Here is a 26556-nt window from a genome sequence, read left to right as displayed (position 1 = left end):
TCAAAGGATGAGCTTATATGAATCGTCCCTCCTCAGGCCGCCAACCCGTCCTGAGTCTGCCCTCTGTGGTACTCGCTCTGCTAGGCGGATTGCTGCTGCTGACCCTGCTGTTGCCGCTGGTCAATCCCGGCAGCTGGCTGGGCCGTGCCCAACCGCTGGTGTTGGGGCCTGCCGACAATCCGCTGGCCACTCTCAGCCGCCACGCCCTGCTCTATAAAAGCGACAGCCGCGGCCTCTATCTGGTGGTGCGCAGCCAGTGGCAGTTGCGGGTGCCGCTGCAAGCGGGGGACAAGGTGCGGGTAGAGCTGCTCAACGACAAAGGGGAGCGGATAGACGAGCTCAGTCAGGGGGTCGATAAACGTCAGGTTTGCCGTAACAACCGCTGCACCCTGGATCTCAACAGCACCCTGCGCGCCCCGGACGATGCGCTGGATAGCCGCTATCAACTGCGCATCGGCCTGCTGCTCAAAGATCGCCCCGAGAGCGGCGATTTCAGCCAGATCCTGCAAACCCTGCCGGAGCAGGGCTTCAACCTCACCTATCTGGTGGTGAGCCTGACGCTGGTGCTGGCCCTGAGCGCCGCCGTACTCAAAACTGTGCTACCAAAGCTGCGCCGCAGCCTGCGCTGGCGGATCATCGGCAGCCTGCTTTTGGGCAACCTCACCTTCGTGCTGCTGCACGGCTTCGTGGTGTTCAAGCTGGGGGAATTTTTGCTCTGGTCAGGCTTTCGACCGGAGCACTACTACCTCGCCTGGGGCAGCATGGTGCTGGGCTGGAGCCTCTGCGCGCTGGCCGGGTTCAACCTCTATATGGGGCTGGTCTTTACCGCTCTTTCGGGCATAGGGCTGCTCGCCAACTTTATGAAGATCGCCATCTACGGCGTGCCGCTCGGGGGGGATGATTTTGGCAACCTGCTGGCGCTGCTGCGGATCCTGCTCGATCAACATCCCATCCTGCCCATCTTCACCGTTTTGCTGGCACTGTTTCTCTGCTGGCGCTTTGCCCTGTCACGCTGGGTGTTGCGCACCGCCGCCGCCACCGTCGCCTTCTTTGCGCTGTGCGTCTTTGCCACCCAGACCGGCAACAAGCTGCTGGGGGCCAACATTCGCTACGTGGATCGCGCGGTCAACTACCACAGGGACATCATCCGCTCCGGCCCCGGCCTCTATCTGTTCAATCTGGTGGACGAGATGCTGCAAAGCGGCAGCGTATTTCGCTACCCCTTGCAGATCAACGAGCTGACCCCACAGCTGAGCCATCCGCCCCAAGGCATAGCGGCGCGCTGGGATCTGGTGATCGTGCTGCAATATGAGTCGCTATGGCTCGACTGGCAGGGGCGGATCTGCGCCCCTGCCCCCACCCTCTCCCTGCCCGCCAGCGTGCAGCAGTGGCACAAGACCATCCACTCCCCCACCACCGGCGGCATGACGGTGCTGGCGGAGTTCGAGATGAACACCGGCCTGCCGGTGGGCTTACTCAAGCAAGGGGTAGTGCCCTACTACTACCTCTCGGAGCAGGTGCCGGGGCTGGCCCAGAGCGCCAGACAGAGCGGCTACCAGACCCTGTTCGCCCACCCCTATGTGGAGAAGTTCTGGGGCCGCGCCAAGGCGATCCCGGCGCTCGGCTACGAGGAGCGCTGGTTCGATACCCGCTTCACTACCCTCGAGCACAAGGGGCTCTATATCTCCGACGATGCGCTGATCGACCACATGCTCAAGCGCAGCGATAAAGATGACAAGCCGCTGTTTGCCTACGCGGTCACCATGCAGGGCCACGGCCCCTTCGATGGTCCCCGCTATCAGGGGCAGGAGCGCAGCGGCGCCTGCCCGAACCAGAGCGAGAGCGACACTCAGTTACTCAACACCTACTACACCGGGGTGGTGGATGCCATGGCCTCGCTGGAGCGGTTGCTCAAGACCCTCGACCAGTCAGGCAAGCGCTATCTGGTGGTGGCCTTTGGCGATCACCAGCCGTTTTTGATGTCCGCCAGCAAGGGCATTCACGGTGACAAACCGGCGCGGGATGCAACCTACCAGATCCCCATGATGGCCTTTGCCCGCGCCGATGATCCCCTCAATCTGGCGACCCAGTTTGCCCCGGTGCGCCAGCTCTACCAGATGGGTCAGGCCACCCGCCAACTGCTGGCGGGGGATATCACCCCCATCGAAGAGAAGCCCCTGCTCCATCCGGTGCTGGGGGAAGAGAAGGGATTCGACCCTTCAAGCCTGGTGCCGCAGATCCGTGCCAGCTTCCGGCCCGATGCCCTGCCCTGATCCCTTTCGCCAACAACAAGGCCGCATCAGCGGCCTTGTTTTTTGACATCCATTTTTTGACATCCATGTTTGTTCACATCAGTTGCGCGCTCACCCGCCTTGCCACCAGGGCTGCAGTAGCGTGAGCTGCTGACTATCGAGATCGAGCGCCACCTCGATACCCAGCGGCAACGTCAGCATGGGGTGGGTATGGGCGCAATCAAACTCCGCCAGAATGGGGAAATCCGGCTCCCCCACCACCTCCAGCAGGATATCGAGAGGGCGCTTGCCGCTGCCCCGATCATTAAACAGCTCGTGCTTGCCGAGGATAAGGCCGCCGATCCGATCAAACACCCCGCACAGCTTGAGATGTGCGAAGGAGCGCTCCACCGTCTCGGCAGATAAGAGGCTGTCCTCCAGCAGCAGAATGTCGCCGTGCTCGATGGTCGGCATATAGGGGGAGCCCCAGATCCCCGCAATAGTGTTGAGGTTGCCGCCAATCAGCCGTCCCTCAACCCGGCCAGAGCCCACCGAGATCAACCGATTGGGCTTGCACTGCTTGGCCCGGGTCTGGTTCTCCCAATCCAGTCGCTCATCGCTCCATTGCGCGGGGGTGGGCAGAGCGCAAGGGACGCCAACTTCATCGGCCAATGCAATCTGTAAAAAGCTGGCCAGGGTCTCGTCTACCAGCGGCGGCAATTCACCGAACGAGGCCACCAGCGCCGGGCCATAGAAGGTAACCAGGCCGGTTTGGGCATAGATGCCGAGCAGCAGCGCCGTCACGTCGGAGTAGCCGACGATGATCTTGGGATCGCGCCGTAGCGCCTCAAAATCGAGATAGGGCAGCAGGGAGTTGGAGTTGCTGCCGCCAATCACCGACATGATGCAGCGCACTTGCGGGTCGCGAATAAGGGCGTTGAGCTCTTCGGCCCGTGCGGCAATGGAGCCAGAGCGCCAGTGATCCTGCTGGCCGGTGAGGCTGCCCGCCTTGAGCCGGAAGCCCTGCCCTTCGAGAAAGGCCTTTGCGCGGGCAAAACGGTTGGGGGCCCAGACGGTCGCCGCACTGGAGGGGGAGAAAAAACCAATGGTATCGCCACGTTGGAGCAGCGGGGGAACCAATAACGTCATGACACACTCATCCTTGCCAATATCCAGCCATCACAGAGTTGTTGAGACTCCTACACAATCCCTTTGATCACAACGGGTTTATCACTGTCGTTTAGAAATACAAAACACTTGATTCATTATTAACAGATATTCTAAACACCATCCCCTTCCTAGAATGACCTCATTGCGATGGCCAACCCCGGTTGGTTGTCAGAATGGTCGGCCTGACAGCCCGAACGTTCTCTTTCCCACTTTTTCTCTCTGACTTATCAATGAGGTGCCTGTCATGAACAAAAACGCATCCCCCAGCGCATTGGTTGTAGAAGGCGGCGCCATGCGCGGCATATTTGCCAGCGGCGTGCTGGATGCGTTTATCGAGCATGACTATCGCCCCTTTGACTTCGCTATCGGTGTCTCGGCGGGGGCCACCAACTTGCTGGCTTATCTCGCCAGCCAACATGGCCGCAGCCACGAGATCCTGACCAAACTGGCTTGCAGCCAGCAGTTTATGGATCCCCTGCGTTTTGCCAAGGGGGGCAATCTGGTGGATATCCACTGGCTGTGGAACACCAGCTGCCGCAAGTATCCCCTCGACATTCACGCCTACCGGGAGACCGGCATCCCCTTCTATGCGGTGGTGACCAATACCCTGACCGGCAAGGCGGAGTACATCCGGGTCAAGCCGGAGAACATGAACGAGGTGCTGCCGGCCAGCTGCGCCATTCCCCTCGCCTCCCACGAATACCCGGAGGTACACGGGGTACCGATGACAGATGGCGGGGTGGCCGACTCCATCCCGGTGATCGAGGCCTACCGTCGCGGTGCCCGTCACCTGACGGTGATCCTCTCCGAGCCCCTTGGCTACCGGCTCAAGCCGATGCCCTTCCCCTGGATGATCCGCACCCTGCTCAAGACCCGCCCCGCGCTGGCACAGGCGCTGGAGCAGCGGGATCGCAGCTACAACGAGGCGCTCGATTTTATCGCCAATCCGCCGGAGGACTGCCAGATCGAGGTGATCGCCCCGGCCGACTACTTCCCCGTTTCCCGTTTTACCCGCGATATCAACAAGCTGGAGATGGGATACGTGATGGGCAAGTGCGCAGGCTATCAGGCCGCCCTGCTCAATTGATAAGGGTTTTACAGGCATGACCCGACCTGCCGCGACGCACGCGCCGCCCACAACAACAATCGGGTCAGTTGAGCAACATGAGTCATAAAAACAGACCGTGGCGAGGCAAGCGCGGCCAGAACGGTGCCAGACACTCTGAGCGGCTTGCGCCTCATCCCTATGCCAGGGCATCTCACCCTCATACAAGGTGTTTATTTATGTCGTTTCTTCTCACCCATCCCGCGCTGGCGCAGCTGTTCGAGCGGCTGCTACCCGATTACCGGATCATGGCGCCCGCGGCCGAATATCGGGGCGGCCGCTTCTCCGACACCGACAACGTCACCTACCACAGCATCCGTCATCCGGCCGATCTGGTGTGGCAGGAGAAGTCCCACTTCTCCCCGAAAGAGGTGGTGCTCCCCATCACCCAGACCCTGTTCCACTTCGACAATCTGGAGCTGCGCGAATCAAAGGTGGAGGCCAAGCCCACCCTGCTGTTCTTGCGCAGTTGCGATATCCACGCCCTGCGCCGACTGGATCAGGTCTATCTCAAGAACGGCCAGAACAGCGACGTTTACTACGCCCGGCTGCGCAGCAAGCTCAAGCTGGTGCTGCTGGAGTGCCGCGAGAGCTTCGAGAACTGCTTCTGCGTCTCCATGGGGAGCAACGAGACCCGGGACTACACCGCTGCCATTCGTCTGAGCGATGAGGGTGCCCGCATCGAGGTCAAGGATCCCGAGCTGCTCGGCTACTTTGCCGAGCTGGGCGAATCCGATGACTTCACCCCGGAATTTGTCCAGAGCAACCCGGTCAAGGTACGCACCCCGGACAGCGTCTGTGACGACCCGCAGCGGATCCGCCAGATCCTCACCGCCCATCCGGTCTGGGCCGAGTATGACAGTCGCTGCATCGGCTGCGGCCGCTGCACCACCTCCTGCCCGACCTGCAGCTGCTACAGCGTGCACGACCTCACCTATGCGGAGAACCCCAAACAGGGTGAACGCCGTCGCCAGTGGGCCAGCTGCATGGTGGATGGCTTCAGCGACATGGCCGGTGGCCACGGTTTTCGCGCCAAACATGGCGAGCGCCTGCGTTATCGCGCCCTGCACAAGGTCAACGACTACAAGGCCCGTCAGGGGGAGGAGCACATGTGCGTCGGCTGTGGCCGCTGTGACGATCGCTGCCCTCACTACATCTCCTTTAGCAACATCATCAACAAGATGACCGATGTGGTCGAACAGACCATCACAGCCGACCACGCGCAGGGGGCGAACTGATATGTGCCAGTGCCAACAAACCGCAACAGCAGAACAGCAGCAGGAAGTGGTCGAAAATCGCCTGCTGCCCAAGGCCTACACCATTCTGGCGATCGAGCGCCACACCGAACTGGAGTGGAACTTTCGGGTCTCCCGCGACTTTGATGTCCACTACGGCCAGTTTGTGGAGATCTCCCTGCCCACCGTCGGCGAGGCGCCCATCTCGGTCTCCGACTATGGCGATGGCTATGTGGATCTGTTGATCCGCAAAGTCGGCAAGGTGACCGATGCGCTGTTTGCCCTCGATGTGGGCGACAAGGTGTGGATGCGCGGCGTCCACGGCAACGGCTATCCGCTGGAGACCTACCGCAACCAGCACCTCATCGTGGTGGCGGGCGGCACCGGCGTCGCCCCGGTCAAGGGGCTGCTGCGCCGCTTCAGCAAACATCCGGAACAGGTGAAAACCCTCGACATGATCCTCGGCTTCAAGAACGAGCAGGCGGTGCTCTATCGCCACGAGATGCCGCTCTGGGCCGAGCAGCAGAACCTCATCGTCACCCTGGACGAGGGCAAGGAGAGCGAGCAGTTTCGCATCGGTCGGGTCACCGACTACATCGACCAGCTGGATCTCTGTGACAAGGAGGATATCCAGGTGATCGTGGTCGGCCCCCCCATCATGATCCGCTTCGTGGTGCTCGCCTTCCTCGAACGGGGCATCCCCAAGGATCGCATCTGGGTCGACTACGAACGCCGCATGGCCTGCGCCGTGGGCAAGTGTGGCCACTGCCGGATGGGCGACACCTATATCTGCGTGGATGGCCCGGTCTTTCGTTTTGACCAGGCCCAGCATCTGATCGACTGAGGGAGAACACCATGAGTCTCGATATCGACATCATCAAGGCCCGCGCCAAAAACGAATACCGCCTCTCCAAGGTGCGCGGCGAAGCGATGATCAGCGTACGCATTCCCGGCGGGATCATGCCCGCCCACCTGCTGGCAGTGGCCCAGCAGATCGCCGAACAGTACGGCAACGGCTTGATCCACCTCACCACCCGCCAGAAGCTGGCGATGCCCGGCATCAAGTATCAGGACATGGACAAGGTCAACGCCGCCCTCGAACCCTTTATCAAGGAGATCGAGGTGGAGACCTGCGGCATCGAGGTGGCGGACACCACAGCCGGTTACCAGAGCATCGGCGGGCGCAACATCGTCGCCTGTCAGGGCAACACCATCTGCCAGAAGGGCAATATCGACTGCACCGGGCTGGCCCAGCGGATGGAGAAACACCTCTACCCCAACCCCTATCACCTCAAAATGGTGATCGCCGGCTGCCCCAACGACTGCGCCAAGGCCAACATGGCCGACTTCGGCATCCTCGGCATCGCCAAGATCAACTTCAATGCCGAGCGCTGCATCGGCTGCGGCGCCTGCGTCAAGGCGTGCAGCCACCACGCGGTGGATTGCCTCGCCATCAAGCATGGCAAGGCGGTCAAGGAGGAGAGCAAGTGCATCGGCTGTGGCGAGTGCGTGCTGGCCTGCCCGACTATGGCCTGGCAGCGGGATCCCAAGCAGCTCTACATGGTCAAGCTGGGGGGACGCACCAGCAAGAAGACCCCCCGTACCGGCAAGCTGTTCCTCAACTGGGTGACCGAAGAGGTACTGCATGCGGTGATCAAGAACCTGTTCGAGTTCGAGGCCGAGATGCTGGATGGCAAACCCATCTACCTGCACATGGGTCACCTTATCGACCGGGCCGGTTATCACAAGTTCAAGGAGCGGGTGCTGCGCGGCGTCACCCTCAACCCGGAAGCCATGGTCGCTGACCGCATCTTCTGGGCCGAAGATCAGTACGTCGCCAACATGCACGTCAAAGCGGTGCAATAGAAAAACCTCGTTTGGGGAAGCGTGATCAAGTGGCCGACACCGGTGGGGATCTGTCGTTGGCCCGGGCGTAGATCACCCTTCCCCTTTTTTATTCCCGTTGGGGGAGCTTTCCCCCAACCATCCGGGGTGCGTCACGGCGCGCCCTGCTATCTCGCCCGGCGCGACATTGCGAGCGGGCCAGCATCCGGAGCCTGTTATGGACTTTCTCCCTCTCTTCTGTCAGCTGCAAAACAAGCCGGTGCTTATCGTCGGCGGCGGTGAAGTGGCGGTGCGCAAGGTGCGCCTGCTGCTCGATGCCAAGGCGAAGATCACCATCAATGCCCCGCACCTTGAACCCCAGCTGATGAGCTGGGCCGAGCAGGGTCGCCTGACCGTCTGCGCCGCCGGCTTTCATCCCGAGCTGCTCGATGGCAAGTGGCTGGTGATCGCCGCCACCAACCAGCCAGAGGTCAATCATCAGGTATTTCACGAGGCGAGCCTGCGCCAGATCTTCTGCAATGTGGTGGACTCTCCGGCCCACTGCAGCGCCATCATGCCCGCCATCATCGACCGCTCGCCGCTGATGGTGGCCATCTCCAGCGCAGGCGCGGCACCGGTACTGAGCCGCCAGCTGCGGGAAAAATTCGAAGCCATGCTGCCGCAGCACCTCGGCCAGCTCGCGGCGCTGGCGGGCAAGCTGCGCGAGCGGGTCAAGCTCATTCCGGACAAGCTGGCCCGCCGCCACTTCTGGGAGCGGCTGTTCCGCCACGATCGCCTCGCCCGCCAACTGGCCCGTGGCCAGCAGCAGGCCGCCGAGCAAAGCGTCAACAAGCTGCTGGACGAACCACAGCAAAGTCATGGCAGCGTCACCCTGGTAGGCGCGGGCCCCGGCGATGCGGGGCTGCTCACCCTGAATGGCTTGCAGCAACTGCAACAGGCCGATGTGGTGGTCTATGACCGGCTGGTCTCACAAGAGGTGCTGGCCCTTGTTCGCCGGGACGCCGAGCGGATCTTTGTCGGCAAGGAGGCGGGCCGCCACTGCGTGCCCCAGCAGGCGATCAACCAGCTGTTGCTGGAGCAGGCCCGCCTCGGCAAGCAGGTGGTGCGGCTCAAGGGGGGCGATCCCTTTATCTTTGGCCGGGGTGGTGAGGAGCTGGAGACCCTGGCCGAGGCAGGGATCCCCTTCTCGGTGGTGCCGGGCATTACGGCCGCCTCGGGCTGCGCCGCCTACAGCGGCATTCCCCTCACCCACCGCGATCACGCCCAGCGGGTGCAGTTCATTACCGGCCACGACAAGGAGGGCAATATCGCCCAGGAGTGGTCGGCGCTGGCCGCCCCTCACCAGACCCTGGTGTTCTACATGGGGTTGGCCCACGCCGCCCGCATTCAGGATGAGCTGCAAACCCACGGCATGCCCTGCCACACCCCGGTGGCACTGGTGGAGCAAGGCACCCGGCTCAGCCAGCGGGTGGTGCGCGGCGAGCTGCAACAACTGGCGGCACTGGCCCGGCGAGTCAGGAGCCCGAGTCTTATCATCATCGGCTCGGTGGTCACCCTGGCCGACAAACTGGACTGGTATGGGGAGGCCAATACCATCATCGGGGTCTAATCCGGCAGGCGCGCCGAGCGGCGGGCTAATCCCTTAGCCCCCCAGAGGCCAAAAAGCAGACACCGGGTAACCGGTGTCTGCTTTTTCATCAGTAATATATGCGCTAAACCGCGCGCCCGTTACTGCAGGGTGATGGGGCCGCTATTCTGGGCATCGCTGTCATTCCAGTCGCTCTCATTACGAATACGCGGGTCCCCCTGCAAGGTGTAGAGGATGGTGCCCTGACGAAATTGCAGTGCGCCGTCGGTGCGCTTGGCTTTCACCTTCACGCCGTTGACCCACACCTGCTCCTTGCCATCGATCTGAATATTGGCCACCGTGGCACCGGTCTCGCTATTTTTGGCGGTCCACTTGCCCTGATAGGGAGAGTCCCCCTTGGCCATCGGCAGCGCAGCATCCTTGCCCGCCGACCAGGCGCTGACCGTACAGATGCCGTTGGCCCGCTTGTCATGCTTGATGGCGTAATCAACGCTGGGTTCGCTGTTGGCCGATGCAGAGGTAATGCCGATCATGATCTTGCCGCTCTGGGCGCTATAGGCGGTCGGCGCATCGGTTTTCAGGGTGGCCTTTTTACCATTGATAAAGACATTGCCCCCTTGCGCCTTGACCTGAATATTCATCGGGCAGCTGGCGGTAAAGTTGGGAACGGCCGCGGCGGCACTACCGGCATAAGCGGCGATGGCCAGTGTGATAACAGTCAACAGAGCAGATTTTTTGTGCATCTTGATACGCCTTCAAAAATTGTGGTGCAAGCCAAAAAATAGTGGTTCAAGCAAAGTGGGGTTCATCCGTGAGAGGTGTCGTCCTGATGGCACCTAATCTAGTCCAGCGGTTCAGGGGGACCCAGTTAAAAAAAATAAAACCCGCGCCAGCAAGTTATGAAAAAATATAAATGCTTAAAATCATGACGTTACCGTCACTGATGGCATTTTTTCAACGCCTCGGCCACTCCTCTTTGCCCGCAATGGGACATCAAAAAAGCCGATAACCCGGTTATCGGCTTTGGCCTGCACAGCTAGCTGGCGACAGGATATCAGACCACCACGGCGGTGCCGCTGATGCTGACCATCAGCATACTGCCGTTTTGCCCCACGACCTCGTAGTCGATATCGATGCCGACTACCGCAGTGGCACCGAGGGCGGCGGCACGCTCTTTCAATTCGTCAAAGGCGATCTCGCGGGCACGAGCCAGCTCTTTTTCGTAGGCGCCGGAGCGGCCACCTATGATGTCGCGGATCCCGGCAAAGAGATCCTTGAAGATATTGGCGCCGAGAATGGCTTCGCCTACCACTATGCCGCGGTATTCACGAATGGTTTTGCCTTCCAGCGTGGGGGTGGTCGAGAGGATCATCTTGAACTCCTGTGAGTAACAGAGCTTTCAGACTACCGCAACGGTTGGCAAATCCCAACCCGCCAACCATGGCCACCGACAGCCACTGGCGACCACGAGACCCTGACCATATGGCCGCTGGTCATGGTCATGGTCATGGTCATGGTCACGGTCACGGTCACGGTCACGGTCACGGTCAAGTTCCATCGGCTCATACCACCGGCTCAAGGGTTTCGTGACGGGCCAGAAAGCCATCGCAGATGGCTGACCATTTCCCTTATCCGATAAGGTATTTCCCGACCTGAAACACCCGCTAATAAAAGCGGGCATCGCTATGATGGATGCCTGTTTCAGGCAGGCGAAATAATATTTTTTGCACCGCATCACACCAACCATGAAGCTTCACTTAATTATCAAATACAAGATATTTAATGGTTGTCTGTTTATAAGAAAACAGGCCACTTTTTTTCAGGTTTTATAATGCACAGCGATGGATGAATATCCGCCGACAGTGCGCTATAACCACGGTGCCATGACCAGGGCACCGACAGTGCCCAGGCCACCATCTTGCCCTACCAGCCACGATTTTAGCGGCTAAAACGCCCCTCGGATAACCACCAGTTATATTCGCTATAAGGCGACAACTTACCCCGAACTGCATAGAGTAAAACGGTTGAAAGCTTATTGTGTTTAATTCCCCGATGGGATAGCCCGCCGCCGTAACAATATATGCACAGTAGATTGCTATTTCGGTGTCTGTTTCGGTGTCTGCGCTGATTCGGAATAAAGATAACAGCACATTATTTATCTGCTTTCATACAGCATTTTTGTGTACTAAATCACATCAAATTAGGAGTGGGAGCCAATAATGGCCATTCATTTAAACAAAATAGCAATGAGCCTTGCATTAATGGCCACTGCTGGGAGTGCCGCAGCAGCCGCCAAACCCAACATTCTTGCCATCATGGGTGATGACATCGGCTACTGGAACATCAGCGCCTACAACCAGGGCATGATGGGCTACCAGACCCCGAACCTGGACCGTATCGCCAGCGAAGGTGCGGTCTTTACCGATCACTACGGTCAGCAATCCTGTACCGCCGGTCGCGCCGCCTTTATCACCGGTGAAGAGCCGTTCCGTACCGGTCTGTTGACCATCGGCATGCCGGGCTCTACCCAAGGTATTCCAGAATGGGCTCCCACCATCGGTGATCTGCTCAAAGAGCAGGGTTACATGACAGGTCAGTTCGGCAAGAACCACCTGGGTGACCGTGACCAGCATCTGCCGACCAAACACGGCTTTGACGAGTTCTTCGGTAACCTCTACCACCTGAACGCGGAAGAAGAGCCGGAAACTTACTACTACCCGAAAGATCCGGAGTTCAAGAAGAAGTTCGGCCCGCGCGGCGTAATCAAGTCTTCTGCTGACGGCAAGATTGAAGATACCGGCCCCATGACCCGCAAGCGCATGGAGCACGCTGACGAGGAGTTCCTCGAATCCTCACTGGCCTTTATGGAGAAAGCGGTCAAGGCCAAGAAGCCTTTCTTCATCTGGCACAACGCCACCCGTATGCACGTCTGGACTCGCCTGCAAGAGAAGTATCAGGGCAAATCCGGCATCAGCATCTATGCCGATGGCATGCTGGAGCACGATGACCACGTAGGTATCCTGCTCAACAAGCTGGACGAGCTGGGTGTCGCCAACAACACCATCGTTATCTATACCACCGACAACGGCGCCGAGACCGGCAGCTGGCCGGATGGTGGTACCACTCCGTTCTACGGCGAGAAGGGCACCACCTGGGAAGGCGGTACTCGCGTACCTCAGCTGGTTCGCTGGCCGGGCGTGATCAAGCCGGGTACCAAGGTCAACGCCATGATGGCGCACCAGGACTGGATGCCGACTCTGCTGGCCGCCGCCGGTGTACCGGATGTGAAAGAGCAGCTGGCCAAAGGCTACAAGGCTAACGGCAAAGAGTGGCGTGTACACCTGGACGGCTACAACTTCATGCCGTACCTGTCTGGTAAAACCGAGACTGCACCGCGCAACTCCATGCTCTACTTCTCTGCCAACGGCGAGCTGAACGCCGTGCGCTGGAATGACTTCAAGCTGAACTTCGCCACCATGCAGGGCAACATCTCCGATGCCACCCGCGTGATCCCGAACTGGCCGCAAATCATCAACCTACGCGCCGATCCGTTCGAGAAGGCACCGCACGAGTCAGGCATGTACATGCGCTGGATGGCTGACAACATGTGGCTGTTCGTACCGGTACAGGGGATCCTGAAAGGGTTCTTCGACACCCTGCCAGCTTACCCGATGCAGCAGAGCTTCCAGATGAACCCAGCCAACATCAGCTCCCAGAGCCTGATGCTGCAGGGCAAGCTCGCCGAGCTGGAAGCACTGAAGCAGAAAGTCGCCACCATCAAGTAAGACGGTGACTCCAACGCCCATCAATCTCTGGTGGGCGTTTTCAATTTCCACATGGCTCGTCCCGAACCCTGTGAAAATTGAAAACCCGTTGACTCGTCTGTCAAACATCTCTCATCGCCTCGTTATCTGCACTGGAAATCCCTATGAACCCCTTGCAACAACAGATCTCTCAACTAATCGAACAGGTTGGTCAAAGCGTGGTCGGCCAGTCCCATGTGATCCGCGCCCTGGTGATTGGTCTGCTGACCAATAGTCATGTGCTCCTTGAAGGCTTACCCGGTACCGCCAAGACCCGCTCGGTCAAGGCGCTGGCCGAGGCGCTCAATGCCAGCTTCGGCCGCATTCAGTTCACCCCCGATCTGCTCCCCTCCGATGTGACTGGCACCGAGATGTATCAGGAGCATGAAGGTGCCCACCAGCTGCGCTTCCAGCCCGGCCCCATCTTTAACAGCATTGTACTGGCCGATGAAGTGAACCGCGCCCCCGCCAAGGTGCAGGCAGCGCTGCTGGAGGCGATGGCCGAAGGCACGGTCACCGTCGGTGACAAGAGCCATCGCCTGCCCGAGCTCTTTATGGTGTTGGCCACCCAGAACCCCGTCGAGCAGGAGGGCACCTACCCGCTGCCGGAAGCCCAGATGGACCGTTTTGCCCTCAAGGTCTCGGTCGCCTACCCCGATGATGAGGCCGAGCTGGCCATCATTCGGCTAGTGCGCGCCGAAGAGAGTGGCAACCGCCAGCAAGGCAACCATTTCGCCCCGCTCTCCCCTGAGCTGATTTTGCAGGCAAGAGCAGAGCTCTCGGCCATGACGGTATCACCGCTGGTGGAGCACTACATCATCGGCTTGGTGATGGCAACCCGCCATCCCGACCGTTACCCGGACACAGGGCTGCCCCAGTGGATTGCGGTCGGTGCCAGCCCCCGCGCCTCTATCTCGCTCGATAAATGTGCCCGCGCCTACGCCTGGCTGCAGGGCCGCAACCACGTGCTGCCGGATGATGTGCGGGCCATGGTGCCCAGCGTGCTGGGTCACCGCTTTACCCTCAGTTACGACGCACTGGCAGACGGGGTGGATCACCAGCAGGTGGTGATGGCGCTGCTCGATCACGTTGTCATCGGGTAAGCCATCCTATGGATCACCGTACCTTGCCCCATGGCGCAACGCCCCCCCAGCCAGATCCACGGATCCACTGTGACTACTTGCGGCTGGTCCGGCTACAGAGTCTGGTCGGGCAGTTTTCCCTGCTGCCTCGGCGCAACAGCGGCAGCGTGTTGTGCGGTCGCCATCAATCCCGTTTTCGTGGCCGTGGTCTCAACTTCGAGGAGCTGCGTCACTACCAGCAAGGGGACGATATCCGGACCCTGGACTGGAAGGTGACCCTGCGCACCGGCCGACCTCATGTCCGTAGCTACAGCGAAGAGAAAGATCGCCATGTGATCCTCTGCGTTGATCAGCGCAGCAGCATGTTCTTCTCCTCGGTCGAGGTGATGAAGTCAGTGGTGGCTGCTGAAGTGGCGGCCCTGCTTGGCTGGCAGGTGCTTAAAGAGAACGATCGGGTCGGGCTTGCCATCATGCGCAGTGACGGCGTGGAGTGGATGCGAGCACAGCGCTCTCGCGGCCACTGGCTGGCCCGCTTGCGCCAGCTCTGTGCGGCCAACCACGCCCTCTCGGTCAGCAGCCACGACCACGAGGCGACTGGATTGGCGCCATTGCTGGCGATGCTGGGCCGCCTCAAGCTCAAAAATGCCACCTTGATCTTTTTGAGCGACTGGGCGGGCGTCACCGAGGCCGACCTGACTCGCCTCGGCTATTTGCAGCAGCATAACGACGTGCTGGCCCTGCACATCGCCGATCCCCTTGAATCAACCCTGTCTGGCACCGCCTCTGACGCCAGCTGGGTGGTCGGCAATGGTCAATACCAGCTCAATATCGCCCCTCATCAACTGCCCCTGCTGGATCAGGGTCTGGCGTGCCAGCAGCAGCTGAAAAAAGATCAGTTGCTGCGGCTGATGGCCATCAAAGGATTGCCGCTTATCACCCTCGACACCCGTGGCCACCACCTCGCCCATCTCACCACCGCATTGGGAGGAAATCATCGATGATCCACAAGTTGCCCGGCACCTATATGCTGCGTGAACTGCAGGATGTGACTGTCCTGCCAGCCATCAGTTGGCAACCACAAACCGCTGGCTGGGGACTGCTGGCCATGATCCTCGGATCACTGGCATTGCTCTGGATCTATCACAGGGTGCAACTGTGGTGGCAACAGCGCTACCGCCGTGAGGCGCTGGCCGCCCTGCACACCCTCAACTGGTCCCATGCGGACACCAGCCTGACACTGTTTCACATCATCAAAGAGGTGTTGACCCATCTCTCACCCGGCTACGCCAAGCTGTTCGGCACCCCTCTGCTGCAGACCCTCGACAGCGCCATGCCTGATCGCCAATCCCGCTTCGCTACCGAACTGGGTGAGCGCTGGCTGGTGTCGCTGGTGTGTGATCAGGTGGTGCTGAGTGTCGGCGATCAGCTCTGTCTGGTCTCCCTGTGCAGCGACTGGCTGCAACATCATCAAGCGCCATGCCCCAGCACTGCGCTGACGGTGGAGGCTCGTCATGCTTGATGCCGGTCTCGAGTTTGCCCACCCCCACTGCTTCTGGCTGCTGCCCCTGCCCTTGCTGGTGTTTCGCCTCATTCCGGCCTATCGCACCCGGCAAAGTGCCATCAAGGTGCCCTTCTTCGATCTGCTGGTCTCCCTGCTGGACGAACCGCCGCAAGAGGGGGCAACCCAGCTCACCGCCAGCTGGTGGCAACGGATCGCGCTGCTGCTGGTCTGGCTGATGGCGGTAGTGGCGCTGGCCAAACCGACCATCTATGGACCGCCTCAGGTACGGGAGCGGTTCGGGCGGGATGTGATGATAGTGCTGGATCTCTCCGGCTCCATGGCCGAAACCGACTTCTCACCGGACCCCGGCAAGCCCATCAATCGACTGGAGGCGGCCAAAGGGGTACTAACCCAATTTGCCGCCAAGCGCCAAGGTGATCGGCTGGGGCTCATTCTGTTTGGTGATGCCGCCTTTATTCAGGCACCGTTTACCGCCGATCTCGACACCTGGCAGACCCTGCTGCAAGAGACCGATGTGGCCATGGCGGGCCAGAGCACCCATCTGGGGGATGCCATCGGGCTGGCTATCAAGGTGTTCAACCAAAGTGATCGCACTGAGCCGAATACCCAAATGGCCAGCAAACGGGAGAAAGTCGCCATCATTCTCACCGATGGCAACGACACCGGCAGTTTCGTCAGCCCCCGCGATGCGGCCCGGGTGGCCGCGGTCAACGGGGTGCGGCTGCACACCATCGCCATGGGGGATCCGGCGACCGTTGGCGAACAGGCGCTCGATCTCGATACCCTGCAGCAACTGGCAACCCTGACCGGCGGCCAGCTGTTTCAAGCCCTCGACCAGGCCGCGCTGGCGCAGGCCTATCAGGTGATCGATACCCTGGAACCGCAACGTTACGAGAGCACCCATTTTCAGACCCGCGAAAGCCTGCACCACTACCTGATTGCCGCCAGCGTCGGCCTCTATCTCGGTCTCTTTTCCCTGTTGACCCTCAGGCGCTACCGCCTGCGCCCTGCTCGCCAAGGAGACACCCATGATTGATACCCTGTTCTGGCAACAGCTCTGGTTAAATGCCCACTTTCTGCGCCCCTGGTGGCTGCTTGCCTTTATCCCCCTTGCCGCCATCATCCTGCTGCGCTGGCGCATGGACGACGCGAAAAACTGGCAACAGCGACTGCCATCTCATCTGCGCAAGGCATTGACCCTGGGGGAAGAGGGCTGGAAAAAGAACCTGCCCCTCAAGGCGCTGGCACTGATCATGGGGCTTGCCATCCTGATCTGCGCCGGCCCGACCTGGAGCCGTGAGCCCTCCCCCTTTGGTGAAGATCAGGGCGCACTGCTGATCCTGCTCGATAACAGTGATTCCATGCTGGAAGAGGATATCGCCCCCAACCGGCTGACCCGTGCCAAACAGAAGATCGGTGATCTGCTGGCCACCCGCAGTGGCGGACGCACCAGTCTGGTGGTGTTTGCCGGCTCGGCCCATACCGCCATGCCGCTGACCCGCGACAATACGGTGTTCACCCCGTTTCTCGCTGCCATCAGCCCCGCGATCATGCCCAAAGCGGGCAAGCACACCGAGCAGGTGATCCCGCTGCTCAGCGAACAGCTGGCCGATGAAGCTGGCAGCACCGTCTTGCTGATCAGTGACGGCATCAGCCCGTCGGCCATTGCCCCACTGGCTGACTATTTCAAGGCGCAATCCCATCAACTGCTGATCCTGGCTGCCGGCGATCCGGCCCTCAGTGGCAAACGCCCGCTGGAGCTGGCCTCATTGCGGCGACTGGCGAGCGACAGCAACGCCACCCTGCTTACCATGACGGTGGATAATGACGATGTAGAGAGCATCAACCGGGCGATTGCTCGCCACTTCTTGATCCACAGCGACTCCCTGATGCCCTGGCATGACATCGGCTACAACTTGCTGTTTCCGGTTGTGGCCCTGTTGCTGCTGTGGTTTCGCAAAGGGTGGCTGGTGCAGTGGGGTCTGGTGGCGGCAGTCAGCTTTTCCTTGCTGCAAGCGGCACCGGCGCACGCCACCACCTTTTCACTGGCCTCCGCAGAGCCCACAGAGCCTGCGACCAATCACTGGGTAGAGGAGCTGAAACAGCAGTGGCTCGATCTCTGGCTCACCCCGGATCAGCAAGGGCAGTGGTACTTCCAGCGCGGTGACTATCTCGAAGCGGCCAAACGCTATGAAGATCCCCTCTACAAGGGGGTGGCCTACTACTATGGCGCCGAATTTGCGCTGGCCCAGTCGGCCTTTTTACAAGCCGATACCGAACAGGCGTTGCTCTATGCGGGCAATGCCCTTGCCAGACAACGGGAGTATCTGGCCGCCCGCCGGCTGTTCCAGCAACTGGCTGACGAAGCCAATGACCCCACGGTGCGTCAATCAGCCGCCCACAACTATCAGGTGATGAGGGGGATCGTCGATGAGATCAACCGCGCCAGCCAGAGCCAGACCGGTACACCCGACGGGCCTGACCACTCCCGTGAGTTGCCCGAAAATGAACCACGCACCGCCGAAGGGGCAGAGGAGAAAGTCGCCGCCGCCCTGATGGAGCGTGAAACCCTGACCGCGGACCAGATCCTGGCCAATCCTGCCCAGGCCGAAAAATGGCTGCGCCGGGTCGAATCCGACCCTGCTGATTTTCTGCAAGCCAAATTCCGCCTGCAGTTACACACGCGGCAGACTCAGGCGCTCTCACGCCCTCATCCCGCAGCCACCACCGAGGAGCCTGCCCATGTGCAACAGGCGCAATAACATTTGCCGCTGGCTGCTCGCCACGACCACAGTGCTGAGCACCCTGCTGCTGGCCCCGGTTACCCTAGGGGCAGAGGCGCAACCTGCGACCCAGATCACCCTGAAAAGCTGGCTGAAAGATCAGCCAGCGGAACATGGCCCGTATGCGGTCAACCAGCAGATCACTCTCTATCTGGAACTGGCCACCAACCGCTGGTTTACCGCCGGTACCCGCATCAGCCAGTTCGAACTGCCTGGGGTGATGGTCAAGCAGCGCAGTGAGATGGCCACCAACTTCACCCAGCGCCAAGACGGGGATACCTGGTCGCACCAGCGCTGGGAGTTAAGCCTCTACCCCCAGCAATCTGGCCAGTTCGAGATCCCCGCAATTGCGGTACGCGCTACGGTTGCTCGTCCTGAAGGGGGCTCCCGGCAGATCACCCTCACCACCCGGCCCCAGCGTTTTGCGGCCGCCCTGCCCGACCCCGCCCTGACGGTCGGGGGACGCTGGCTGAGCGCCAGCAAGCTCACCCTGAACCAGACATGGCGCAGCTCCGGCGACAACAGGGCCGAGGATGACAAGGGTAGCGACGCGGGCGAGCTGCGGGTGGGGGATGCCATCACCCGCACCGTCACCGCCAGCGGGCAAGATACCCTCTCGGTACTGATCCCGGCGCTGATCCCGACGCTCGAGAGCACTGGCCTGCAGGCTTATCCGGCGCAGCCTCGCCTTAGCGACACCCAGGAGCGGGGGGAGTACCTCTCGACCCGGGAAGATCAGACCACCTACATAGTGCAGCAAGGGGGAGCGTTGACCCTGCCCCCACTGGAGCTGAGATGGTGGAACAGCCAGCTCGGCCAACTGGAAACCCTGACCCTCCCAGGGCAAACCTTGCGGGTGCACCATACTCCCGCCTCCTGGCTGGCAGCCTATTGGCCCTGGCTGATCGGGGTGGCAAGCGGCTTGGCTTTGCTGGCACTGACACGCTTGGCCATCGCCCGTTACTACCGTCACCACCCTCGCCCGCTCAGCTGGCAATACGGCACCGCCATCTGGCGCAAACAGTGGGGAACGGTGCGGGTGTTGGCCTATCGCTATCTGCGGGCCCGACGCGGGTCGCTGGAGCTGGCCAGTATCAGCAGTGATCCGGCGTGGCAGCAGCAACAGGCGGCCTTTCAGCAAGCAGATGGCGACCGCCCGCAAGCGTTCAAGATGGGATGGGCACTGGTGAAGCGGTTGTCATTGCCGACCGGTGATGGCGTTGCCCGGCTGTGTCGCACCGTTGGCTGGCGACCCGCCTTGCCGGGGCTGACAACCAGGGTGGACAAATCGGCTACTACCGGCCTCCCAGCCAGCGACAAGGAGAGATAAGCCACCACCCGGCCCCTGGATGGTTGTACCCGCAGACGCACTTCATTACACTGCCGAGACTGGACACCGGCCTGCTGCCGCGCCAATGCACTGGCGCGGCAGCATTTCTTTCCCTTGCTACCAAGCAATCATGGCGGCCGCGTGATCTATTTTACGAACATGTAACGAGGCCCCCTTTGCTTGACATCAGAAGTACCGAGCTGAATCTCATCCCGATCTTTGTCGCCATCTATGAAGAGCGCAGCCTCTCCCGCGCGGCAACACGCATGGAGATCAGCCAACCTGCCGTTAGCAAAGCCCTCAAGCGACTGCGGGAGATCTACGATGATCCCCTGTTTCACCGCAAGGTGGCGGGGATGGAACCCACCTCGTTTGCCATCGACATCTACCCGGCGATGGCCGCTGCCCTGAAGAATTTCAGTTCGACCCTGTCAACCTCGCGCACCTTTAATCCAAAGACCTCGCAACGGGTCTTCTCCATCGCCTGCATTACCCTGGTCAGTGCCAACCTGATCCCGGCCTTGCTCTGCAAGATCAAAGCGCAGGCACCGGGTATTGCGCTGGAAGTGCACCCGCTGTTTACCGAAGACATGGAAAGCGATCTGCGCATGCAGCGTTATGATCTCATCATCGACATGACGCCGAACGGGCGCAGCATGCTCAAGAGTGAGGTGCTCTATGCCGAGCAAGTCAAGGTGGTATGTGCCAGCGGGCACCCGCGACTGGGCACGACCTTGGCTGTAGAGGAGTATTTTTCCGAGGAGCATGTGGCGCTGGCCCAGTGGCAGGTCAGAGGCAGCATGATCACCGCCGAACACCTGCCACAAATGGCCAATCGCAATATCGTGGTGCGGGTACCCACCGCCATGGAGATGCTGCCGATCATCGCGCGCAGCGAGATCATCGGGGTATTGCCCCACTCCACCATAGATACCTTTAGCAATATGTATGATGTGCGAGCGCTGCCCTTCCCCTTTGCGGAGTCAGTGTTCAGCCTCTCGGCCATCTGGCACCCGAGCAGAAGTGCCGAAGCGGGGCACCGCTGGTTACGCCAGCAGCTGTTTGAGGTGATCAACGAGCTGGGGCTGATCACCTCCCAAGCGGCGCAATGACTCCGCCCTAGCGGGCATCACGCACCAGGCGCAATCCCATATCTGCCATCATCACCGACTGGCTGGCAAAATCACGCCGGTAGTTTTCCGACAGTTCCGCCTCGTAGGAGTAACTGCCGCCCCGCACTGACTTGTGGGCCAGGTGGATCTTGCTCTGCTGGGCATTGTTCGGGTTATCTTGCGGGCTGTGACGGTAGAAGGTCTCTTCATAGGCATCGGACACAAACTCCCCCACATTGCCGGTCATGTCATAGAGCCCCAGCTCATTGGGCTTTTTCTGCCCCACCGGATAAGCGCGATTCTTGGCGTTGTCGCTGTACCAGGCCACCTCATCAATATCATTGGACCCGCTATAGCGATAACCCTGGCTGAGTTTGCCCCCCTTGGCGGCATACTCCCACTCCGCTTCGGTCGGCAACCGGTAGTGGCCACCGGTCAGCTCGTTGAGCTTTGCCACAAACAGGTTGGCCTGCTGCCAGCTCAAGTTGTTTACCGGCACACTGGGTGCCTGGAAATAGCTGATCGAGGGCCCCATTACGGCTTCGAACAACGCCTGCGTCATCTCGAACTTCGCCATGTAGAAGCTGTTGACCGATACCGTATGAACCGGCCCCTCGCTCGCTTTGGCGGCGGGCTCCTCAGAGCCCATCTCGAAGCGCCCCCCCTCCACCAGCACCATGTCCGCTTCAATTTTTTGTTGCAACGGATGAATAGGTTTATTGGCCCGGCTTACCCAGAAAGTGCAGCCTGCCACCAGCACTGTGGTGGCCAGCAGCGGAAGTGCGAATTTGAATGCGCTATTTTTCATCATCTGACCTGTGCAATAAAAAGGAGTGCCGCCGTTATTGGCCAGCAGAAACAGGGGAAGCGCCAACCTTGCTCACCCGCTTGCCATTGAGTTCCGCCAGCACCTCGGGGGGCGCTATCTTGCCAAGCTCAGTCATACAAGCGTCACTTTTGGGGTGAGCGTGGCGCAGATAGATATCGCACACCGCATAGAGCTGCTCCGGCGCGCCGGAAATTCGATAGGCCAGCTCGAACGAACCGATGGCTTTATCGAGATCCAGCGGCTCTTGCAGCACCCCGTTGAGATACCAGAAGTAACTGTTATTGCTGGCCAGCTCTGCCGCCTGCTCCATGGTCGCCGCAGCCGCGGTTTTATCGCCAAGCCGGACTTGGGTCAGCGCTTTGGCGTAATACAGGCTGGCATTTTCCGGCACCGCGTTGATCCCTTTATCGAGCAGAACCAGCGCGTTCGCATCCTGCTGCTGGGCCCGCAGGTTGTCGGCAAGGCCGAGCCAGAGCTGGGGATTATTCGGCTGGGTGGCAAGCAGCTGCTCGTAGCCTGCCTGTGCCTTGGCCCACTGTCGGGTCCAGCGCAACAGGTCAGCGTGCAACTGCTGCAGCGCCGGATCTTGCTGCCGGGCCAGATAACCGCTCACTTCCGCCAGCGGCTGACGAATGGCGCTCAGCTGTCCCTCATCCATGGCGCCATAATCGCGCGCCAGATTGAGGGTGGCGGCGCGACGTACCTCGGCACTGCTGTCTGCCAGCAACGGCGAGAGCAGCCGCCAGCGGTGGGTAAACTGATAGGGATCTGCCGCAATCACCGCCGCCTCGCGCACCAGCGCACTCTCGTCACGCAGGCTTCTGGCCACCGCCACCAGACTGTTCTGGTTCGGATAAGCCGCCAGCTGGCGCAGGGCATCGGCCCGCACTGTCTCGGGTTGGGACAGATCCTGGGCGCTGTAAGCCCACTGCTGGATCTGGGTCGCTGACGGCGCACTGGCGGCAGCCGGCGCAGTGACTGCCGCACTCTGCGGCTCCGGGGTTGCCGGTCCGCTCGTCGATACCGCCAGTGCGGCGCAGGAAGAGACCAACCCCAGGGTCAGCCACAAGGTGCGAACGCTACCAGCACGTCGCTGCCGACCCGCTATGTTGCTCAACATGCTCATTGCTCTATTTCCCCTGCACACTGTTTATCACCGCATCACGGAATTTACCGTGCGCCACCGGATAACCGGCCCGGCGCAGGATGAAGGCCATCGACTGATCGATGTGGCTGAAAAACTTGTGCCAGCCGGCGCAGAGGTAGTTCAAACCGGTTTCTCCCTCATGGGTGCGGATAAAGCGATTCTTCGGGCACTCGCCATAGCAGGCAAACTGGTAGTCACACTGCTGACACTGACGGGTCAAGGTACGTGACTTGGCAAAACCGAATGCTTGCTGAGCCGGTGAATAGGCCAGTTCGTTCAGCGGCTGATGGTGGATATTGCCGATCTGGTACTTGGGATAGACATAGTGGTCACAGGCGAACACATCGCCGTTAGGCTCCATCGCCAGCCCCTTGCCGCAGATCTCCCCCAGGGTGCAGAGCGGGTTCTTACGCCCCATCCAGGTCTCGACACTGGCTTCGAAATACTGCACAAACACCCGGCCCAGATCCCGCTCTGCCCACTCGTTGAAAATGGTGATGAGAAAATCCCCCCACCCTTCGGCCGAGACACACCAGGGTTCGACCACCGAGTTTTTGTGCCAGGGGTTGAGGCGCTTGTCGCCCTGCTTGAGTTGCTCCTGCGGCTGCCAGGTCTGAGGCGCCGTGGTGCGAAAACTCTTTTGTTCGACGATGGGGATAAACTGCATCTGGGGCGACTTCACCTCGTCACGCAGGAAGCGATAGACCTCCAGCGCATTCTTGCTGGTGAGGTTGTTGACGCAGGTCAGGGTGGCAAACTTCACCTTGTATTTGTGCAGCAGCGCCACCGCCGCCATCACCTGGCGGAAGGTACCACGCCCGGCACGGTTGACCCGGTAAGTGTTGTGCAGCAGCTCGGGCCCATCGATGCTCAGACCGATGAGGAAGTTGTTGGCTGCTAGAAATTCACACCACTCGTCATTGAGCAAAATGCCATTGGTCTGCAGATCGTTGGCAATCACCACCCCTTGCGGCTGATATTTGCGCTGCAGTTCGACCACCTTGCGAAAATAGTCGAGCCCGAGCAGGGTTGGCTCGCCACCCTGCCAGGAGAAGATGATCTCGGGGGTATTCTGCCCCTCGATATATTGGCGGATATAGGTTTCAAGGGTCTGCTCATCCATCTCGGGGGAGCAGCCCTTTTTGTACTCCAGCAGCTCTTGCTTGCTGAGGTAGTAACAGTAGGTGCAGTCGATGTTACACACGGCCCCGATCGGTTTGGCCATCACATGCATCCGCTTGGATGCCTTGCCGTTGAACTGTGGACCCGGAGTAATCACCATAAACGCACCGCCTGAAAAATTGCTGTTTTGAGGGGTGCAGTATAAAGAGTCATGCTGTCACGCGCTGGTTATACCCCTTATAACCAGCAGATATGCATCCGCGGGTTGCGCCGGTATGACAGCCCTCCTCCCGGCTAATAGGGGCAAGACAGGAGCACAGCAAACCAGCGCCACAGGGTTTAAACATTGCGCGTGCTCGTCGCACTGCCACTGGCCAAAGCGGTTTGGGCTACGGCGAGGTCAGCAAGGCACTCAGCAAGGCACTATGTCGCTTTAAACCGGTTATCGACGGCCATTCTGTGCAGGGGGGATGGTAATCACGTAGAATGCCCGCGATTTGTGTGACGCGAGCCGAGGAAAACGTGAGTCAAACAACCTTACAGCATGCCCGATTGGACTGGAGCGACACAGGTACACCTATCTCCAGCGAGTTCGGGGATGTCTACTTTGCCGATAACCACGGTCTCAGTGAGACCCGTTACGTTTTTTTATTGCAAAACCGGCTACCAGAGCGCTTTTCACAGCACGATCGCGACTGTTTCGTCATCGGCGAAACCGGCTTTGGCACCGGTCTCAATTTTCTGGCGACCATGGAAGCCTTTCTGGCCCAAGCCCCCGATACGGGCCACGGCGCTCGCCTGCACTTCATCAGTTTTGAAAAATACCCCCTTGCTACCGAGGACCTGCGCAAGGCGCATGGTGCCTGGCCAGAACTCGCCGCCTTGAGTCAGCAGCTGATTGCCCAGTGGCCGATCGCGACCTCTGGCTGCCATCGTCTGCACTTTGCCCATGGCAGGGTGCGGCTCGATCTGTGGCTGGGAGATATCGAAGAGATGCTGCCGCGCGTGCCTCATGGGCCGCAAGGGCTGGTCGATGCCTGGTATCTGGATGGCTTTACCCCAACCAGAAATCCCGAGATGTGGACCCAGACACTCTTTCAAGGCCTGGCACGCCTTGCTCGCCCCCACGCCACGCTAACCACATTTACCTGCGCCGGCTTTGTACGCCGTGGCCTGATTGAGGCAGGTTTTGCCACGAAAAAAATCAAGGGGTTCGGCAGCAAGTGGTCCATGCTGGCAGGCCAGCGCGCAGACAAGCTCCCGCAGCAGAGCATTGCCCCCTGCTATGACCGTCCTGCCGGGCGGGAGGGCGAGGTAGTGATCATCGGCGGTGGCGTAGCCTCGGCCATGACCGCCCTGTCGCTGGTGGAGCGGGGCCGCAAGGTGACCCTGTTGTGCGAAGATGGCGAACCGGCAACCGGCGCCTCCGGCAACCGCCAGGGCGCGCTCTACCCGCTGCTCAATGGCGAGCACGATGCGCTGTCGCGCTTCTATTCGCTGGCCTTTGGCTACGCTCGCCAACGGCTGCTGGCGCTGGCCGAGCGCCATCCCATCGCTTTTGAATTGTGCGGTGTGGTGCAACTGGGCTATGACGACAAATCCCGCGCCAAGCTGACCAAGATGAGTCAGGGCCCCTTCCCCCCGGCGCTGATGCAGCCCCTGACCGCCGCTGAGACCGAAACGGTCGCTGGCCTGCCCAGTGGTCATGAAGGGGTCAGCTACCCGCTGGGGGGCTGGCTCTGTCCCGCCGATCTCACCCGCGCCGCCATCGAGGAGGCGCAAGCCAGCGGCCTGCTGCAGGTTGAATACAATACCCGGGTGAGCGCCATTACCGAGCAGGCGGATGGCTGGCGATTGGAGAGTGAGGATGGCCGCCACTGGCAGAGCCCCAATCTGGTGGTCGCCGCCGGTCACCAGTTGCCCGCACTGCTCCCCTTTGCCGAGCTGCCGCTCTATCCGGTACGGGGTCAGGTGAGCCATGTGCCGACCTCGGCCAGCTTGCGCCAACTCAAGACAGTGCTCTGCTACGATGGCTACCTCACGCCAATGCACAACGAGCAGCACTGTATCGGTGCCAGTTATGGCCGCAACCAGAGCAGCCTTGAGTTTCGCTCCGATGAACAAGCCCAGAATCAGGCGCGACTGCAAGCCTGCCTGCCGGATCAGCAGTGGCCCGCCGAGGTGGATATCAGTGGCAATGAGGCGCGCGTAGGGGTGCGCTGTGCCAGTCGGGATCACCTGCCAGTGGTGGGGCCAGTGGCCAGATTGCAAGGTCTGGCGGATCACTATGCCCATCTGCAGCGTGATCAGCACAATGCCCAACCGCTGCCCCTTCACCCCGGCCTCTATGTGCTGGGGGCGCTCGGCTCAAGGGGTCTCTGCTCGGCCCCGCTCTGTGGCGAGCTGCTCGCCAGCGAGATCTGCGGCGATCCCCTGCCGCTGGCTGCCGATCTGCTGGAGGCCCTCCACCCGGCCCGTTACTGGGTGCGCAAGCTGCTCAAGGGTAAAGCCTTGGTCTAAACCGGACTCCACAAGCAGCAAAAAGGCCTCCGATGGCCTGATGCCAAATCAGTCAAGGCGCCATTCATCGCGCCTTATGATCTGTAAAAATCCGAAACCTGTTGATTGGTTTCGGATTTTTTATCTCTATCG

22 protein-coding genes are annotated in these 26556 nt (G+C 60.4%); 15 read left to right on the top strand and 7 right to left on the bottom strand.

Annotated features, from left to right (window positions below; translation table 11 throughout):
* Positions 1–17 precede the first annotated feature (17 nt).
* Positions 18–2273 carry an LTA synthase family protein gene (locus tag BN1135_RS04680; RefSeq protein ID WP_042019174.1) on the top strand — a complete coding sequence of 752 codons (2256 nt, stop codon included), beginning with the start codon at positions 18–20 and terminating at the stop codon, positions 2271–2273.
* Positions 2274–2363: 90 nt separating this feature from the next.
* Here the strand turns inward: BN1135_RS04680 and BN1135_RS04675 are convergent, their stop codons facing one another.
* On the bottom strand, positions 2364–3380 hold the full coding sequence (locus BN1135_RS04675; protein WP_042019173.1) for a S66 family peptidase: 1017 nt from the start codon (positions 3378–3380) through the stop codon (positions 2364–2366).
* 265 nt (positions 3381–3645) lie between these two features.
* Here BN1135_RS04675 and BN1135_RS04670 point away from each other — a divergent pair, with 265 nt between their 5' ends.
* From BN1135_RS04670 to cysG, 5 genes are all read left to right on the top strand, one after another.
* Positions 3646–4488, top strand: coding sequence for a patatin-like phospholipase family protein (locus tag BN1135_RS04670; protein WP_005333746.1), 843 nt, complete (start codon positions 3646–3648; stop codon positions 4486–4488).
* 197 nt (positions 4489–4685) lie between these two features.
* Entirely contained in the window at positions 4686–5744 is a 1059-nt protein-coding gene (asrA, locus tag BN1135_RS04665; protein WP_042019172.1) for an anaerobic sulfite reductase subunit AsrA, read from the top strand.
* A gap of 1 nt (position 5745) precedes the next feature.
* Positions 5746–6585, top strand: a complete 840-nt coding sequence (gene asrB, locus BN1135_RS04660; RefSeq protein ID WP_042019170.1) for an anaerobic sulfite reductase subunit AsrB — start codon at positions 5746–5748, stop codon at positions 6583–6585.
* 11 nt (positions 6586–6596) lie between these two features.
* On the top strand, positions 6597–7607 hold the full coding sequence (gene asrC / locus BN1135_RS04655; protein ID WP_042019169.1) for a sulfite reductase subunit C: 1011 nt from the start codon (positions 6597–6599) through the stop codon (positions 7605–7607).
* Positions 7608–7803: 196 nt separating this feature from the next.
* The gene (cysG, locus tag BN1135_RS04650; RefSeq protein ID WP_042019168.1) at positions 7804–9195 is read left to right on the top strand and encodes a siroheme synthase CysG; all 1392 of its coding nucleotides are present in this window, start codon (positions 7804–7806) and stop codon (positions 9193–9195) included.
* A gap of 119 nt (positions 9196–9314) precedes the next feature.
* On the opposite strand, the gene BN1135_RS04645 is transcribed toward cysG, so the two are convergent.
* The 3 genes from BN1135_RS04645 to BN1135_RS22345 all read right to left on the bottom strand — a co-directional run bounded on the left by BN1135_RS04645 (position 9315) and on the right by BN1135_RS22345 (position 10740).
* Positions 9315–9917, bottom strand: a complete 603-nt coding sequence (locus BN1135_RS04645) for a hypothetical protein (RefSeq protein ID WP_042019165.1) — start codon at positions 9915–9917, stop codon at positions 9315–9317.
* Positions 9918–10228: 311 nt separating this feature from the next.
* Positions 10229–10546, bottom strand: coding sequence for a heavy metal-binding domain-containing protein (locus BN1135_RS04640; protein WP_042019164.1), 318 nt, complete (start codon positions 10544–10546; stop codon positions 10229–10231).
* 32 nt (positions 10547–10578) lie between these two features.
* Positions 10579–10740 (bottom strand): hypothetical protein, encoded by a 162-nt coding sequence (locus BN1135_RS22345; RefSeq protein WP_213391069.1) that lies wholly within the window; start codon positions 10738–10740, stop codon positions 10579–10581.
* A 680-nt stretch (positions 10741–11420) separates the two neighbouring features.
* Between BN1135_RS22345 and BN1135_RS04630 the strand changes: the two genes are divergently transcribed.
* From BN1135_RS04630 to BN1135_RS04595, 8 genes are all read left to right on the top strand, one after another.
* Positions 11421–12959, top strand: a complete 1539-nt coding sequence (locus BN1135_RS04630) for an arylsulfatase (RefSeq protein ID WP_223290096.1) — start codon at positions 11421–11423, stop codon at positions 12957–12959.
* Positions 12960–13102: 143 nt separating this feature from the next.
* On the top strand, positions 13103–14080 hold the full coding sequence (locus BN1135_RS04625; RefSeq protein WP_042019161.1) for an AAA family ATPase: 978 nt from the start codon (positions 13103–13105) through the stop codon (positions 14078–14080).
* A gap of 8 nt (positions 14081–14088) precedes the next feature.
* Positions 14089–15060: a DUF58 domain-containing protein gene (locus BN1135_RS04620; RefSeq protein WP_042019159.1), complete on the top strand. Its 972-nt coding sequence runs from the start codon at positions 14089–14091 to the stop codon at positions 15058–15060.
* On the top strand, positions 15057–15578 hold the full coding sequence (locus tag BN1135_RS04615; RefSeq protein ID WP_042019156.1) for a DUF4381 domain-containing protein: 522 nt from the start codon (positions 15057–15059) through the stop codon (positions 15576–15578). The genes BN1135_RS04620 and BN1135_RS04615 overlap by 4 nt, the downstream gene beginning before the upstream one ends.
* Complete coding sequence (locus tag BN1135_RS04610; protein ID WP_042019155.1) at positions 15571–16617, top strand: vWA domain-containing protein; 1047 nt, start codon at positions 15571–15573, stop codon at positions 16615–16617. Before BN1135_RS04615 ends, BN1135_RS04610 begins: the two co-directional genes overlap by 8 nt.
* Complete coding sequence (locus tag BN1135_RS04605; RefSeq protein ID WP_042019153.1) at positions 16610–18343, top strand: VWA domain-containing protein; 1734 nt, start codon at positions 16610–16612, stop codon at positions 18341–18343. The genes BN1135_RS04610 and BN1135_RS04605 overlap by 8 nt, the downstream gene beginning before the upstream one ends.
* On the top strand, positions 18324–19694 hold the full coding sequence (locus BN1135_RS04600; RefSeq protein WP_042019152.1) for a BatD family protein: 1371 nt from the start codon (positions 18324–18326) through the stop codon (positions 19692–19694). Before BN1135_RS04605 ends, BN1135_RS04600 begins: the two co-directional genes overlap by 20 nt.
* A gap of 176 nt (positions 19695–19870) precedes the next feature.
* Positions 19871–20806, top strand: coding sequence for a LysR family transcriptional regulator (locus BN1135_RS04595; protein WP_082186727.1), 936 nt, complete (start codon positions 19871–19873; stop codon positions 20804–20806).
* 7 nt (positions 20807–20813) lie between these two features.
* On the opposite strand, the gene BN1135_RS04590 is transcribed toward BN1135_RS04595, so the two are convergent.
* Genes BN1135_RS04590 through BN1135_RS04580 form a run of 3 tightly spaced genes read right to left on the bottom strand, consistent with a single transcriptional unit; the run spans position 20814 to position 24064 of the window.
* On the bottom strand, positions 20814–21614 hold the full coding sequence (locus BN1135_RS04590; protein WP_042019281.1) for a formylglycine-generating enzyme family protein: 801 nt from the start codon (positions 21612–21614) through the stop codon (positions 20814–20816).
* 34 nt (positions 21615–21648) lie between these two features.
* Complete coding sequence (locus tag BN1135_RS04585) at positions 21649–22755, bottom strand: tetratricopeptide repeat protein (protein ID WP_042019150.1); 1107 nt, start codon at positions 22753–22755, stop codon at positions 21649–21651.
* A gap of 10 nt (positions 22756–22765) precedes the next feature.
* A complete protein-coding gene (locus BN1135_RS04580; protein WP_042019149.1) occupies positions 22766–24064 on the bottom strand; it encodes an anaerobic sulfatase maturase in 1299 nt (432 codons plus the stop codon).
* A 341-nt stretch (positions 24065–24405) separates the two neighbouring features.
* Between BN1135_RS04580 and mnmC the strand changes: the two genes are divergently transcribed.
* Positions 24406–26424: a bifunctional tRNA (5-methylaminomethyl-2-thiouridine)(34)-methyltransferase MnmC2/FAD-dependent 5-carboxymethylaminomethyl-2-thiouridine(34) oxidoreductase MnmC1 gene (gene mnmC, locus BN1135_RS04575; protein ID WP_213391068.1), complete on the top strand. Its 2019-nt coding sequence runs from the start codon at positions 24406–24408 to the stop codon at positions 26422–26424.
* The last annotated feature ends 132 nt before the right edge of the window (positions 26425–26556 follow it).

This window comes from Aeromonas sobria (assembly GCF_000820145.1).
Lineage (GTDB): Bacteria > Pseudomonadota > Gammaproteobacteria > Enterobacterales > Aeromonadaceae > Aeromonas > Aeromonas sobria.
The sequence above is the reverse complement of the archived record's forward strand: the minus strand, read 5'-3'. Positions and strand labels throughout refer to the sequence as shown.